Here is a 14,699-nt window from a genome sequence, read left to right on the forward strand (position 1 = left end):
CCGTATCATAAATAACATGATGCGGCCTTTTTAATTTGTGATAATGGGGTTGTCTTTACCCGTAGAACTACACCCATGCACTGGCTTTGAGCAGATCGGCCATTTTTTTATCACCGTTGTTTTTATATGTTTATATAATACTACCCCAGGTATAATAATAGGCCGCCAAATCAGTTTATGGTTATTCAACAGGCTAAATTCCTGTTGACGCTTATGTTATAATTTACCTGCCTTATGTATAAATATCCATTGGTTATTGGGTTTATCACAATTATTACTTTTACTGTTAAAGCGCAATCCCCTTATTTGCATAGGTTATCTTTAAGTTCAAAAGATGCATTTAAGAACAAGAATGAAGTAGCGCCCGGCTCCTTTGGGTTATCTGCAGGAAAAGAGAAAAAATATTATCCCGATAGTCTGCACAAGTCACATACCGCTGTAGTTCGCTCGTTAATGTTACCGGGTTTGGGGCAGCTATATAATCATCGATGGTGGAAAATACCCATTGTTTATGGTGGTTTGGGATTTTTGGGATCGGCTGTGATATATAATCAAAAAAACTATGCACAGCTAATTGCGGTGTACAGGTTAAAGCATTACATCTATTCGGCCGCGTTAACATCGCCACAAAATCCTAACCACGCATTATATGTAAAGTATAAAACCGAGTACGGATACTACCAGGGATTTTCTGATAGGGAAGTGGGCGATTTGGCCGAAAGCTGGCGCCGTAACCGCGATATTTGTATTTTAGGCGTAGCTGCCATGTGGGCGATTAATGCTATTGATGCTTATATTGATGCCAAATTTATAAATACATTTTCTATTGATAATAATTTGGCGGTTAAACCAGTTAGTGATGTACTTGTCGAGCAGGTGTATGGAGTAAGCCATAGGGGCTCTTTTAATCCGGGTATAAAAATTACCTTTGCAATAAGATAAAAGTGGCGCGCTGTATAGCGTGGCGTTAGTGCTTTATTATTTTTTATAAAAAGAATGTATAAATATTTGTTAATTATTGGGATGTTAACGGCGTGTGTCTTTTCTGTTAAAGCGCAGCAAAAGGCAGATACCGCATCGGTAGCTAAAAAAGATACTTTTAAAAAGGCAACCGGAACAGCTCCGGGTTCATTTGCGCCGCCTATTAAAAAGGAAAAAGAATATCATCCCGATAGTACCCATAGCCCGCATAAAGCTGTGATGCATTCGTTGATGATACCTGGCTGGGGCCAGCTGTACAATCACCGCTGGTGGAAAGTTCCAATTGTTTATGGAGGGATTGGCCTGCTGGCTTCGGCAGTGATCTTTAACCAGGGATATTATAACCAGTTTAATGTACTGGCACATTATTATAAAAATGGCGTAACACCAAAAGTTACCGACAAGTATTATGCAGAGTATAAGGCGTATACGGCCGCTGGCGTGCCTGCACAAAATATATATGATGCGCTTGATGGCTACCGTCGTAACCGCGATTTAAGTATATTGGGCATTTTAGGTGCCTGGGGAATACAAACTATTGATGCCTATATTGATGCAAAATTCATAAATGCATATACGGTTGATAATAATTTTGCTATCCGGGTTACACCAAGTGTTATCAACCAGCCGGTTTATGCCCAAAGTTCGTTTGGTTCCTATATTCCGGGTATAAAAGTTACCTTTACGTTTTAACGGCACATTTATATCTTAGCTGTTAATTCAATAAATATTAAAAATGAAGATAGCGTTACTTGGCTATGGAAAAATGGGCAAGATCATAGAAAAGATCGCCATTAGCCGCAAGCATGAAATTGTTTTAACCATTGATCATCAAAACCTGCATGAGCTTACTGCCGAAAACCTTCAAAAGGCCGATGCTGTAATCGAGTTCACTATGCCTGCATCTGTGTTGGGCAATATTGAGCATTGCTTTAATGCCGGTGTGCCTATTGTGGTAGGCACTACCGGTTGGTATGATAAAATAGACCAGGTGAAGCAGCAATGCGAAGAGGGTAACAATTCATTAATGTACGCTACCAACTTTAGTGTGGGGGTTAATATTTTTTTCCACATTAACCGGATGCTTGCCAAAGTGATGAATAACTATCCTTATTATGACGTACAGGTTGAAGAAATTCACCACGTTCAGAAAATGGATGCCCCAAGCGGAACAGCAATAACCATTGCCGAAGGGATCATTGATAACCTGGAATCTAAATCGGATTGGGTTAATGTTTTAACTACCGATGATAGTGACGACGACGAAAATGTTCAGCCAGATCAGCTGCTGATAGAATCTATGCGGATTGACAGTGTGCCCGGCACGCATACCGTAATTTATGATTCCGAAGTTGATACCATTGAATTTAAGCATACCGCCCATAACCGTAACGGTTTTGCCCTTGGCGCCGTGCTTGCTGCCGAGTGGATTCATAATAAAAAAGGATTTTATTCGGTTGAGGCCATGTTTGATTTTAAAAGTTAATTTCCATCTGCAGTAAATGGAAATAGCTGGTTATATCGGGGTTTATACCATATTAGCCCCTTTATTAATATTAGTGCATGTTGGCCTTTGGAAACTATTTCAAAAAGCAGGACGACCCGGCTGGGAGGCACTAATCCCCATTTACAGTACCTATATGATGTTGAAGCTTAGCGGCAGGCCCTTATGGTGGCTTTTGCTATGTTTCATCCCCGGGATATATATCATCATTGGCGTTGGTATAGTTATCGATTTTATAAAATCATTTGGTAAAACAAAAATGACCCATATTGCGGGAGCTATTATTTTGCCATTTGTTTTTTTGCCAATTTGGGGTTTTGATAAAAACACCCATTACCTGGGTCAGTCTGCCAGTGATGATTTTCATGAAAAATACCAGCCCATTATACGCAGATCATCGGTAAGGGAGTGGTCAGAAGCTATCTTTTTTGCTGTATTGGCGGCAACCATCATTCGCCTGTTTTTTATAGAAGCCTACACTATTCCGTCTGCATCAATGGAAGGTTCGCTTATGATTGGCGATTACCTTTTTGTAAGCAAGTTTAGTTATGGAGCCCGCCTGCCCATGACGCCGGTGTCATTCCCCTTTGCGCATAATAAGATGCCATATATAGGCACAAAATCCTACTGGGATGGTTTAAAGCTGCCCTACCTGAGGCTGCCCGGATTAAGTGAGGTAAAAAAGGGAGATGTGGTTGTTTTTAATTATCCAATGGATGCGGATTCACCTTACTATAGGCCCGTTGATAAACAGGAAAACTATATTAAGCGTTGCCAGGCAGTTGCCGGCGATACAATTAGCTTAATTAGCGCACAGGTATATGTGAACGGCAAACCTGTTATTACTCCGCCGCATGGCCAAATGCAATACATGGTTAATATTGATAGTAATGCCATCAGTCCCAAATTGCAATATGATCTTCATTTGTCAGATATCCAGGCATTTACTAATGTTGATTACATGATGAACATGTCAAAGCAGTCGGCAAGTGCTTTAAAAAAAGTTCCCCATGTCAAATACATCCGGCCCGATATACAATTTAGGGGCGTTTATGATCCTGAGGTGTTTCCGCATGATGCCAATCAACGGTGGAACGTTGATAACCTTGGCCCAATTATAGTCCCCAAAAAGGGCTGGACGGTGAGGTTGGATGCTTTTACGTTGCCAATCTATCGCCGGGCCATAGAGGTATATGAAAATAATAAACTGCAGGTAAACGGGAATAACATTAGCATAAACGGTAAAAAAACTAATAGCTATACTTTTAAAATGAACTATTATTGGATGATGGGCGATAACCGCCACAATTCATTAGATTCACGTTTTTGGGGCTTTGTGCCAGAAGATCATATTGTAGGTAAAGCCTTGTTTGTGTGGATGAGCTGGGATGAAACATCACCATTTGCCGATAAAATTAGATGGAACCGGGTAATGAGCTGGATTAATTAGTAGATGTGGGGATTTCAGATGTGCAGATATGCAGATGATGGAAGCCCCATGTCATTGCGAGGAACGAAGCAATCGCGAACTATACAGAGCCGGCATCTGCACATTTGAAATTTGCACATCTACCCAGGTAACATATTGCTTACATGATAGTCTTAGGGTTAATTAACAAATTATAGTCACCTAAAAAATTAACAAATTTGTAATCTGCATATATGAAATAGGTCATCTGCATATTTGCACATTTGAAACTGCACATTTATGAAGTTTTTCACAAAAGATAAAAGCAAAGTAAAAAAGAAAAAAGGCCCTGTCCGTGAATGGGCTGATGCCATTGTTTTTGCTGTTATAGCTGCAACACTGATCCGTACACTTTTTATTGAGGCTTACGTAATCCCCAGCGGATCTATGGAAAGTTCGCTGCTCATTGGCGATTACCTGTTTGTAAGTAAAGTAAACTATGGCGCGCGTATGCCAATAACGCCGTTTGCTATCCCGTTTACTGCACACAATATCCCTTATACAGATATAAAATCATACTGGAGCGGTTTACAACTACCATATTACCGTCTGCCTGGTTTTAGTGATATTAAAAAGGGAGATGTTGTGGTATTTAACTTACCCATGGAGGCCGATTCGCCATATTACCGCCCGGTGGATAGACGTGAAAATATCATTAAGCGTTGCCAGGGTACGCCCGGCGATACATTAAGTTTGGCCCAGGCCCAGGTGTATATCAATGGAAAACCCGAGCTGACTTCTGTAACCGGCGAAATGACCTATGTAATCAAGTCGGATGGTAACCCTATTAACCCGGAGCTGATCAACGAACTTCATTTAACTGATATCGCGGTAATCAACAACACCGATTTTAAAGCCAATACAACCGTAGCATCGGCAAATAAATTAAAAGGGTTTTCGAACATTAAATCAGTTACGCCAGATGTTGCCATAAAAGGTTTAGTTGATGACCTGAACCCTGTTTACCCACTATCGCACCCGGGTTATAAAATAGGCGCCATGCCAAGATACGGTTGGAACGTTGATAACTTTGGCCCGGTTATTATCCCCAAAAAGGGATGGACAGTTAAACTCGATAGCCTTACGTTTCCAATTTATGGCAGGGCTATTGCCATTTATGAGCACAATACTGTAAAAGTAGTAGGCAATGATGTTTTTATAAACGGAAAAAAAGCCGATACTTACACCTTTAAAATGAATTACTACTGGATGATGGGTGATAACCGCCATAATTCAACAGATTCGCGTTACTGGGGCTTTTTGCCAGAGGATCATGTAGTAGGCAAAGCTTTATTTACCTGGTTGAGTGTGGATAGCACCGCATCATTTGTAAATAAAATACGCTGGAACAGGTTATTTAGAGGGATACATTAATTAGAAAATTAAAATAACATATAGTGAATATTGTAATCGGGGTTTTATTACTGATAGTTCTGCCTTACATAGGCTTATACAAATTATTTGAAAAAGCTGGCCGACCAGGCTGGGAAGGCCTTGTGCCCATCTATAATATTTATGTGATGTTGAAACTAAGCGGCAGGCCCATGTGGTGGCTGGCGCTGATGTTATTGCCGGGGATCAATATCCTGGTATTGATAGGCATCATTGTTGATTTTGTAAAATCATACGGCAAGTTTGCCTTGCTTGATCATATAGGCGCTGTTGCATTTTCATTTATATTTTTACCAAAGTGGGGGTTTGATAAGGATACAAAATACCTGGGCCAATCGGCAAGTCCGGAGTTTAGGGAGAAATATAAAAAGGCGCTTAAAAAAACGCCTACACGTGAATGGGCCGATGCCATTATTTTCGCGGTAATAGCGGCCACTATGATCCGTACGCTTTTTATTGAAGCTTATGTGATCCCGAGTGCATCTATGGAAAGCTCGTTACTTATTGGCGATTACCTATTTGTAAGCAAGGTTAACTATGGTGCCCGCTTACCGATGACACCCGTTGCCTTCCCTTTTGCGCACCACACCATGCCACTCATAAATACCAAAGCTTACTGGGATGGCATCGAGTTGCCATATTACCGCTTACCTGGCTTAAGCGATATTAAAAAAGGCGATGTTGTGGTATTTAATTACCCTATGGATGCTGATTCGCCTTTGTACAGGCCAGTTGATAAACGCGAAAACTTTATTAAACGCTGCCAGGGTACACCCGGCGATACATTAAGTATTGTTAATGCGCAGGTTTTTATAAACGGCAAAACTGAAACTACACCTGTAAACGGTGAAATGACTTACAGGGTTAAGTACGATGGAACGCCGCTGAACCCACAGCTTACTTCCGATTTGCACCTGGAAGATATCAACAGCGATAAGACCAATGAGTTTACAACCAATACAACGGCTGCATCGGCAAAAACTTTAAAAGGATATTCAAATATTAAATCGGTTACGCCCGAAATTACGCCTGCCGGCTCACCGGATGTTAATTACTCCGTTTTCCCTGCAAAATTCCCTAACTATAAAATCACGCCAAACTTTCCTAATTTTGTTTGGAACCCGGATAATTTTGGTCCGATTATAGTTCCCAAAAAAGGCTGGACAGTGAAGCTGGATAGCTTAACGTTCCCGGTTTATGGTCGCGCGATAGAGATTTACGAGGGTAATAAAGTAGAGGTAGTAGGTAAAGATATTATGATCAACGGCAAAAAAGCCGATAGCTACACCTTTAAGCTTAACTACTATTTTATGATGGGTGACAATCGCCACAACTCCGAAGATTCACGTTTCTGGGGCTTTGTACCCGAAGATCACATTGTGGGCAAGGCGCTCTTTATCTGGATGAGTATTGATGACCAGGCTTCTTTCCTGAGCAAGATCAGGTGGAGCAGGTTGTTTAATATTATCAGGTAATATTATCACGATACTTAAAAGGCCCGGCTGTTGTTGAAATAGCCGGGCCTTTTTTGTTGAACTTTTGTCATTCCTCATTACCTATGGCAAGTTATAAAAATGAAGTCATCCTGAACTTGTTTCAGGACCCCACAGGACAGGTAGACCACATGTAATATACTTAGCATTAGGGTGCTGAAGGAAGTTCAATCCTAAGGTACGAACGATTTACTAGTAAACTATGCAGATCGGATATGCGCGGCGTAGATTAGATGTTTTAAGCATGACCTTTGAAGTATTTATTATCAAAGTATTTGCATTCAAAAAGGGCCGGTCACCCTGAGCTTGTCGAAGGGGCGCGCGCAGAGGCCTTTGCCCACATGCTTCGACAGGCTCAGCAGGACAGCCTTTTTTTTAAAAGGTCATTTCCTTTTCAGTATCTCTGTATATCCCCAATTGGCAGATAAAGGTTTAATCACTATCCAATTCCTTCAACAACGCCAATCCTTCTTCCCATTCGCCTAAATTTGATGAGGCGTTAATATGTGTTGCATCGCCAATGCTGATGAGCTTACTGCCCCAGCTATCAGCAAATAATTGAGCTCTTTCCGGGCGTACATAGTAATCGTTGGTGCTCATCACTACAATGCTCTTAAACGGCAGCGTTATTAACGGTACGGGTGAAAAGCCGGTAGTGCCTTCGGGATAAGTGTCGGCCTCAGTATCGCTGGGAGCAACCAGCAGCGCTCCTTTTATGGTAACGTTAAATTCTCTGGCCCAATAGGCGATAGTGGCACAGGCAAGGCTATGGCCTGCCAGGATCACTTCGGCAGGGTTATGTTGGTTAACATAATCGTTAAGTGTTTTGATCCAATCCGCGCAAACAGGTGTTTCCCAATCCTGTTGCTCAACGCGGATAAGATTAAATTGCTTTTCCCAAATAGATTGCCAATGCTCAGGTCCGGAATTGCCCAGGCCAGGAATGATAAGTATAGTTGATTTAAACACGATTTATAAGATTTTTATGTGATTAAAAAGATTTTGGTTTGTTAATTAACCGAAGCCAACTCCCTTTCCTCTATTGAATTAAAAAGCGTTGTCATTTCGACCGAGGTACGAGGAGAAATCTTGTACGATATGCAATGTCAGCTATACAGGGCGTAGAAGATTTCTCTTTCGCCCTACCGCTTATTCCTCCCCTTGCTCTATCGAAATGACAAATTTTTTATTAAAAAGATGTATCCAGTCCAACTCCACCTTCAAGGGGCCGGGGGGCTTCCGCTACCTGTTTTATCACCTCGTTCCGTTGTTGCAGCAAGTTGCGCATATATCTTTCCAAAAACAGAAAATTAGCTATAATTCCTAAGAAACCCAATGGTGCATCAAACATAAAAATGTCTTTCATCAGGGTTTGGTTATTGATGGGATAAAAATAATGCTCGTGCCTGAAGTTCTTAAATGCCCCCTGTACCATTTCGTCGGTAAAGTAATTGGGGTATTCCATTTCGGTAACCTTTGAGGTTAAGGTTTGCCATATGCCGAAATGCTTTGCGCGCCAGGTAACAGTTTCGCCCAACTCAATCAGGCCGCTGGTGCGCCCGGCAACTGCCGATTCTCCGCTTTGCTGCATCGAGTCCACATGGATATCGATACTCCTGGCAAGGTTGAAACACTTTGCAATAGGAGCATTGATATGGGTGGCTAATTCGATAATAGGCATATTATAAAAAAAACTTTTGTCATCCTGAACGCAGTGAAGGATCTATTATTCACCATGCTTCTTCGCCCTGTAAATCTGCGAATAGATCCTTCACTGCGTTCAGGATGACAAACCCTTTAGAGCGTCTTTTTCCTTTAACATTTCGCACAATTTTAATTGGCGCAATGACATGGACTTATGTTTTGTGGAGTTTTGCAGGAGAAATCCTGCAAAATCCATTTAATCCTGTTTAAAATTCCGCGTTCTTCGGGAACCTTGGGAAAGGGATCACGTCACGGATGTTACCCATACCGGTAACAAACAATACTAAACGCTCAAAGCCTAAACCAAAGCCGGCATGTTCGCAGGCGCCGAAGCGACGGGTATCCAGGTACCACCAAAGTTCATCTTTAGGGATACCCATTTCGTCCATGCGTTGTTCCAGTTTATCAAGGCGTTCTTCACGTTGTGAACCACCAACAATTTCACCGATACCAGGGAAAAGAATATCCATGGCACGTACAGTTTCGCGACCCTGGGCATCAGGCTCGTTCTGGCGCATGTAAAATGCTTTAATAGCTTTAGGGTAATCGGTAAGGATTACGGGTTTTTTAAAGTGTTTCTCTACAAGGTAGCGCTCATGCTCTGATTGCAGATCCGTTCCCCAGCCTTCAATAGGATATTGGAACTTTTTCTTCTTGTTCGGTGTCGATTCTTTTAAAATATCAATAGCCTCGGTATAAGTAAGGCGTTCAAAATCATTATCCAGGCAAAACTGAAGTTTCTCCAGTAAGCTCATTTCCGACCGCTCGTTCTGTGGTTTTTGCTTTTCTTCTTCCTGCAGACGTTGAGTTAAAAACTCAATATCGTCCGGGTTTTTATCCAGCGCGTATTTAATCACATATTTCAGCATGTCCTCGGCAAGGTCCATGTTGTCATCAAGGTCGTTAAAGGCAACTTCCGGTTCAATCATCCAAAACTCGGCAAGGTGACGGGTAGTGTTTGAGTTTTCTGCACGGAAGGTTGGTCCGAAAGTATAAATATCGCTCAGGGCCATAGCACCCAGCTCGCCTTCCAGTTGCCCGGATACGGTAAGGTTGGTAGAAGTGCCAAAGAAATCCTGTTTATAGTCAACCTCACCAGTATCGGTTTTAGGGATATTGTTAAGATCGAAGTTGGTTACGTGAAAAGCTTCACCTGCACCTTCAGCATCAGATTGTGTTATAACCGGCGTGTGCAGGTAAACAAAACCGCGCTCCTGGAAAAACTGGTGTACTGCAAATGCCAGGCTGTTGCGCAGGCGAAATATCGATCCAAAAGTACTGGTACGGAAACGCAGGTGCGCATTTTCCCTTAAAAACTCCAGGCTATGCTTTTTAGGCTGAATAGGATATTTTTCTGGATCACTATCGCCTAAGATATCAATATTGGCGGCTATAACTTCTACCGTTTGGCCTTTGCCTAATGAGGCGATCAGTTTTCCTGATACACTGATTGCAGCGCCAACAGTAATGCGTTTTAACAAAGCAGGATCGGTGTTTTCAAAATCAACCACGATCTGGATATTGTTATTGGTTGAGCCATCATTCAAAGCAATAAAACGATTTGACCGGAAGGCACGTACCCATCCCTTAACTGTTACATCAATATCAGTTTGCTGGCTCTGCAGCAATGCTTTGATCTTTGTGCGCTGACTCATATAAGTATATTTTTTAGAGCCGCAAAAATACAATTAATTATGTAATGATACTTTGAATTTTCCCTCTAAAAAACGGATACTATCCGGTTGACTGCCTACAGGTTTGTCGAAAATTTTAACAAATCTAACGTTAAAAAGCCCCTGGATGATTTTGTCTTTCTCATTAAGTGCAACCACAATTACCGTATTGTTGTGGGTTGTGCTTAGCTTATACCTGGCTACAATTTCATTGCCTTTGGTAATATGATAAAAACCTTCGTCGCTTTTCAGTTCATAATAGCCAAGACCGTTTAACTTTAATTTAAAGCCGAATGTTTCCATCATATCCGCCACATTGTTTGTGCCCGATATGATGGCCGTATCCTGTGCTGTGGCAAGGCTTAATGGATCAAATTTCCATTCCGCACCGTTTTTCTGCGTAATAATAAAGTTGGCTATCGTCGGGAAATCACAGCATTTCTTTTTGGCACATGAAGCAATAAGCAGCAGTGTTATGGAAAGCAAAGCTAGCAGGCGTTTTTTCATAACAATTTAACTGTAGGAAGTTATCAATAACTGGCTTCATAAAGATATTCAAAAGTTATGACTGCTGCTCTGATTATCAAATATTTGATAATGATGATGATTGGCGTTTTTTAGACGAAAATTCAATTATTTATATTTATGTAATTGAATTTGGAATTTGCCATTTAAAAATTGAAGGCTGGCTGGCTTATCGGAGGGATAGGTGTGTTTTAATTTTACGCTGAAAGTGCCGGCTATAACATTTGAATCTTTATTAAAGGCAGTAATCTCAACCGAATTTGCAAAGGTATCATCAAGTTGATATTCGCTTACAATAACATCCCGGCCAACAGTATTATAGTACCATGCCTGTTTGCCCTTTAAAGCATATTTTCCAGGTGCCGATGCCTTAAACTGCAGGGATAAGGTTTCTTCGAGGGTTGTACTAAAATTGGTGCCAAATATGGCTACGGTATCGCCTACCAGGGTACTGCTTGTTGGGTCGGCGGTCCAATGAGCGCTGTTCTTTTCAGCTGTAATGAATGGTTGTTTTGGCATAACGCAGCAATCTTTTTTGCCGCAGGCAGTTAAAAAAAGGAACAGGACAGAAAGTAATAGCAGGTTTTTTTTCATGGTAACAGGTTTTAATGTAGTTACGGAGCATCAACTGGTTTTGATACAGTTACATGAAAACAAATAACAGTTTTATGATATAAACAAGCTCCATATTAAAAGCCTATTTGCTTAAGTTTGCCGCTCATTTAAAAGCTGCCATGAATCCTAAAGTAAGCCTCGTTATTGGCATTTTATGCATCTCGTTTTCGCCCATATTTGTTAAGCTTGCCGGGGTATCGCCAATTGGGGCCGCGTTTTACAGGGTTTTTGTGGCATGGCTTTGCCTGTTGCCTTTTTGCATTGCTAAAAAGAAATTCCGGATTGAAAAACGGCAGCTGATAATTGCGGTAACCGCCGGCATCGTATTCGCTGCGGATATAGCGGTCTGGAACCTTTCCTTATTAAAGATCAGTGCTACGGTATCAACTTTAATAGCTAACCTGGCCCCCGTTTGGGTTGGCTTGCTGAGTTTTCTGATATTCAAAAAAAACGCTGGCTTATTATTCTGGATAGGTACCGTAGTTGCCATAGCCGGTATGGTAGTGCTGGTAGGCTATGAGCACATATTGCACCTTGAGCTTAATGCAGGCATTTTATTGGCCATATTGGCCAGTTTGTTTTATGCTACTTATATTATGATCACCAAAACAATCATGGGGCGGCTGGATGTATTTACGTTTATGTTTTACAGCATGCTAAGCGCAAGTGTATTTCTTTTGATGATCAGCAGCTTCATGGGTAATAATATTGTTGATTACTCCTTAAAGGTTTGGCTGTGTTTTGTGGGGATGGGGCTTATATGTCAGCTTATTGGCTGGTTAACTATTAATTATTCATTAAGGTACCTGGAATCAACCAAGGTGGCCATAGCCCTGTTGAGTCAAACTGTATTTGCCGGACTGCTTGCAGCGGTTTTTTTGAAAGAAAAATTGGAGGCAAAAGAAATTATAGGCAGCGTTATTGTGTTGGCTGGTATCGCCGTAACATTTTTAAGGCCACGTAATCAAGTAAATAAAATAGTATCTTAACGATTGTTAATCATCAATTGATGAATTGCCCTACATTTGCATTTTAGCTCATGATTATAAAATCCACCATCGACCGTATTATGGAAGCCACCGACATTGTGGAGGTGATAGGGGAATTTGTGCAGTTAAAAAAGCGGGGGGCCAATTATGTAGGGCTGTCGCCATTTGCCAATGAGCGTACACCATCGTTCACGGTATCGCCGGCTAAAGGCATTTTTAAGGATTTTTCGACAGGTAAAGGTGGTTCGGCAGTTACCTTTTTAATGGAGCTGGAAAAATTCAGTTATCCCGAAGCCCTGAAATGGCTGGCCAAGAAATACGGCATCGAGGTTGAAGAAACCGTTGAAGCCCCCGAGAACCGGGAAGAAGAGTTACGCCGCGAGAGCCTCATGATAGTTACGGCTTATGCCGCTAAATTTTTTCATGAAAGCCTGCTGGATACTGATGATGGCAAAAGCATCGGCCTTAGCTATTTTAAAGAGCGCGGCTTTAGTAACGATATCATCAAAAAGTTTGAACTCGGTTACTCGCCCGATCAATGGGAAGCTTTTACCGGCAATGCTATTAAGGAAGGTTATAAGGAACAATTTTTAGTAGAGAGCGGGTTATCTGTTAAACGGGATAACGGAACATTGTATGACCGTTACCGTGGCCGGGTAATGTTCCCCATCCATAGCTTTACAGGCCGGGTGATAGCCTTTGGCGGCCGTACCCTTAAAAAAGATAAAAACGTACCTAAATACGTAAACTCGCCAGAGAGCGAGATCTACCATAAATCCAATGTGCTTTATGGGCTTTACTTTGCCAAAAAGGCCATTCGCGAGGAGGATAACTGCTATTTGGTTGAGGGTTATGCCGATGTGCTTTCGGTAGTACAGGCCGGTATTGAAAACGTTGTGGCTTCGTCTGGTACTTCGTTAACTGTGGAGCAGATTAAGCTCATTAGCAGGTTTACCAAAAACATCACCATTTTGTATGATGGCGACGCGGCGGGTATTAAGGCTTCTTTGCGCGGGCTGGATATGATCCTGGAAGAAGGCCTCAACGTAAAAGTAGTGTCTTTCCCCGAAGGGCATGACCCCGATTCGTACGTACGAAGCGTGGGTACCAATGCCTTCAAAAAACATATTGAAGAAAATAAAAAGGATTTTATCCTTTACAAAGCCAGTATTCTTTTAAAAGAAGCGGGTAACGACCCGATAAAGAAAGCCGAGATCATCCGGGAGATAGTGGAGAGTATTGCCAAAATCCCCGATTCTATCAAGGCATCAGTCTTTATAAAAGAGTGTAGTTATATATTGCAGATAGATGAGCGGGCGCTGCTATCCGAATTGAATAAAATGCGCCAGGCTAAGGCAAAAAAAGACGGACAGCAGCAACAAACCAATACCCGGTATGCCCCGCAGCCAGATGAGCCAAACTTTTTTGATGAGCCCGATGTACAGGAAGTAGTCAAGGAGGATTATTTTCAGGAAAAGGAAATTATTCGGTTGCTGCTTTTATATGGCAGCAGAATGATTGACTGGGATGGCATTGCCAATACCTATATCGGTCCGTTTATGATTGCCGAGCTTGGCGACGTTACTTTTGTACATGATGCCTGTAAGCTGTTTGTGGAGTTATATCGCCAGGAGGTTGAAAACGGGGTACTACCCGAGGATAATTATTTTATTCATCATAAGAATAAAGGAATTGTTGACCTTACCATAGATTTGCTTACCACTAAATACACCCTGAGCGAGAACTGGTACGAGATGCACCGGATCATGATACATGATGAACAGGCTAATATGAAAGCCGCCATTTTGGGTGCTATTTTTCACCTTAAAAAGCATAAGGTAGAGAAGATTCTTGATGGCCTGCGTGCCGAACTCAAAACCGCCGTTACCGAAACCGATCAGGAGATATTACTTAACCAATACATCCGTATGAAAAAGGTAGAAAAAAGTATCTCCGACTTTTTAGGTTCAGTAATTATCAAATAAATGGCCCAACACCTCGAATTGGGTCGCGCGGGCGAGGCTTTAGCCAAAACACACCTGGAAAACTCCGGTTATGAAATCCTGGACGAGAACTGGACCTATGGGAAAGCCGAAATTGATCTGATTGCATATAAAAACAAGGTTATTATATTTGCCGAAGTTAAAACCCGTACAGGAACAGGTTTTGGCCAGCCCGAGGATTTTGTAGATGCCCGTAAGCAAAAGCTACTGGCTTCTGCCGCGGACGAATATATTTACCTGATGAACCACCAGGGCGATGTGCGGTTTGATATTATTGCCATTTTGTTTGATAAGAATAAGAATTATATACTAAACCATATTGAAGACGCGTTTTGGCCGACAGGAACTTAAA

Annotated in this window: 14 protein-coding genes; 9 read left to right on the forward strand and 5 right to left on the reverse strand. The window is 41.7% G+C overall.

Translation table 11 applies throughout. The annotated features are described in order from the left end of the window. Positions 1 to 234: 234 nt before the first annotated feature. The 6 genes from AC1DYB_RS18535 to lepB (AC1DYB_RS18560) all read left to right on the forward strand — a co-directional run bounded on the left by AC1DYB_RS18535 (position 235) and on the right by lepB (AC1DYB_RS18560) (position 6,820). On the forward strand, positions 235 to 942 hold the full coding sequence (locus AC1DYB_RS18535) for a DUF5683 domain-containing protein (RefSeq protein WP_477437047.1): 708 nt from the start codon (positions 235 to 237) through the stop codon (positions 940 to 942). A 54-nt stretch (positions 943 to 996) separates the two neighbouring features. Further along, positions 997 to 1,674 carry a DUF5683 domain-containing protein gene (locus tag AC1DYB_RS18540; protein ID WP_477437048.1) on the forward strand — a complete coding sequence of 226 codons (678 nt, stop codon included), beginning with the start codon at positions 997 to 999 and terminating at the stop codon, positions 1,672 to 1,674. Between the two features lie 43 nt (positions 1,675 to 1,717). Continuing rightward, positions 1,718 to 2,467 carry a 4-hydroxy-tetrahydrodipicolinate reductase gene (gene dapB, locus AC1DYB_RS18545; RefSeq protein WP_477437049.1) on the forward strand — a complete coding sequence of 250 codons (750 nt, stop codon included), beginning with the start codon at positions 1,718 to 1,720 and terminating at the stop codon, positions 2,465 to 2,467. Between the two features lie 16 nt (positions 2,468 to 2,483). After that, positions 2,484 to 3,935, forward strand: a complete 1,452-nt coding sequence (lepB, locus tag AC1DYB_RS18550; RefSeq protein ID WP_477437050.1) for a signal peptidase I — start codon at positions 2,484 to 2,486, stop codon at positions 3,933 to 3,935. Between the two features lie 258 nt (positions 3,936 to 4,193). Then, complete coding sequence (lepB, locus tag AC1DYB_RS18555; protein ID WP_477437051.1) at positions 4,194 to 5,327, forward strand: signal peptidase I; 1,134 nt, start codon at positions 4,194 to 4,196, stop codon at positions 5,325 to 5,327. A gap of 20 nt (positions 5,328 to 5,347) precedes the next feature. Then, complete coding sequence (lepB, locus tag AC1DYB_RS18560; protein WP_477437245.1) at positions 5,348 to 6,820, forward strand: signal peptidase I; 1,473 nt, start codon at positions 5,348 to 5,350, stop codon at positions 6,818 to 6,820. A 450-nt stretch (positions 6,821 to 7,270) separates the two neighbouring features. Here lepB (AC1DYB_RS18560) and AC1DYB_RS18565 read toward each other — a convergent pair whose 3' ends face one another. The 5 genes from AC1DYB_RS18565 to AC1DYB_RS18585 form a co-directional block, all read right to left on the reverse strand. Further along, on the reverse strand, positions 7,271 to 7,807 hold the full coding sequence (locus AC1DYB_RS18565; RefSeq protein ID WP_477437052.1) for an RBBP9/YdeN family alpha/beta hydrolase: 537 nt from the start codon (positions 7,805 to 7,807) through the stop codon (positions 7,271 to 7,273). 220 nt (positions 7,808 to 8,027) lie between these two features. After that, positions 8,028 to 8,519 (reverse strand): SRPBCC family protein, encoded by a 492-nt coding sequence (locus AC1DYB_RS18570; protein ID WP_477437053.1) that lies wholly within the window; start codon positions 8,517 to 8,519, stop codon positions 8,028 to 8,030. Between the two features lie 229 nt (positions 8,520 to 8,748). Further along, positions 8,749 to 10,197 (reverse strand): asparagine--tRNA ligase, encoded by a 1,449-nt coding sequence (gene asnS / locus AC1DYB_RS18575; protein ID WP_295717366.1) that lies wholly within the window; start codon positions 10,195 to 10,197, stop codon positions 8,749 to 8,751. Between the two features lie 33 nt (positions 10,198 to 10,230). Then, entirely contained in the window at positions 10,231 to 10,722 is a 492-nt protein-coding gene (locus AC1DYB_RS18580; protein WP_477437054.1) for a hypothetical protein, read from the reverse strand. Between the two features lie 126 nt (positions 10,723 to 10,848). Further along, a complete protein-coding gene (locus AC1DYB_RS18585) occupies positions 10,849 to 11,334 on the reverse strand; it encodes a DUF6252 domain-containing protein (protein WP_477437055.1) in 486 nt (161 codons plus the stop codon). Between the two features lie 140 nt (positions 11,335 to 11,474). On the opposite strand from AC1DYB_RS18585, the gene AC1DYB_RS18590 reads away from it, so the two are divergent. Genes AC1DYB_RS18590 through AC1DYB_RS18600 form a run of 3 tightly spaced genes read left to right on the forward strand, consistent with a single transcriptional unit; the run spans position 11,475 to position 14,698 of the window. Then, complete coding sequence (locus AC1DYB_RS18590) at positions 11,475 to 12,344, forward strand: DMT family transporter (protein WP_477398567.1); 870 nt, start codon at positions 11,475 to 11,477, stop codon at positions 12,342 to 12,344. 50 nt (positions 12,345 to 12,394) lie between these two features. Further along, complete coding sequence (gene dnaG, locus AC1DYB_RS18595; protein WP_477437056.1) at positions 12,395 to 14,329, forward strand: DNA primase; 1,935 nt, start codon at positions 12,395 to 12,397, stop codon at positions 14,327 to 14,329. Beyond that, on the forward strand, positions 14,330 to 14,698 hold the full coding sequence (locus tag AC1DYB_RS18600; RefSeq protein ID WP_477398571.1) for a YraN family protein: 369 nt from the start codon (positions 14,330 to 14,332) through the stop codon (positions 14,696 to 14,698). The last annotated feature ends 1 nt before the right edge of the window (position 14,699 follow it).

This window comes from Mucilaginibacter sp. P2_A4, assembly GCF_056405015.1.

Coding starts and splice junctions, on each gene's coding strand:
- AC1DYB_RS18535 (WP_477437047.1), top strand. CDS start 235: ATGTATAAATATCCATTGGTTATTGGGTTTATCACAATTATTACTTTT.
- AC1DYB_RS18540 (WP_477437048.1), top strand. CDS start 997: ATGTATAAATATTTGTTAATTATTGGGATGTTAACGGCGTGTGTCTTT.
- dapB (WP_477437049.1), top strand. CDS start 1,718: ATGAAGATAGCGTTACTTGGCTATGGAAAAATGGGCAAGATCATAGAA.
- lepB (WP_477437050.1), top strand. CDS start 2,484: ATGGAAATAGCTGGTTATATCGGGGTTTATACCATATTAGCCCCTTTA.
- lepB (WP_477437051.1), top strand. CDS start 4,194: ATGAAGTTTTTCACAAAAGATAAAAGCAAAGTAAAAAAGAAAAAAGGC.
- AC1DYB_RS18570 (WP_477437053.1), bottom strand. CDS start 8,519: ATGCCTATTATCGAATTAGCCACCCATATCAATGCTCCTATTGCAAAG.
- asnS (WP_295717366.1), bottom strand. CDS start 10,197: ATGAGTCAGCGCACAAAGATCAAAGCATTGCTGCAGAGCCAGCAAACT.
- AC1DYB_RS18580 (WP_477437054.1), bottom strand. CDS start 10,722: ATGAAAAAACGCCTGCTAGCTTTGCTTTCCATAACACTGCTGCTTATT.
- AC1DYB_RS18585 (WP_477437055.1), bottom strand. CDS start 11,334: ATGAAAAAAAACCTGCTATTACTTTCTGTCCTGTTCCTTTTTTTAACT.
- AC1DYB_RS18590 (WP_477398567.1), top strand. CDS start 11,475: ATGAATCCTAAAGTAAGCCTCGTTATTGGCATTTTATGCATCTCGTTT.
- dnaG (WP_477437056.1), top strand. CDS start 12,395: ATGATTATAAAATCCACCATCGACCGTATTATGGAAGCCACCGACATT.
- AC1DYB_RS18600 (WP_477398571.1), top strand. CDS start 14,330: ATGGCCCAACACCTCGAATTGGGTCGCGCGGGCGAGGCTTTAGCCAAA.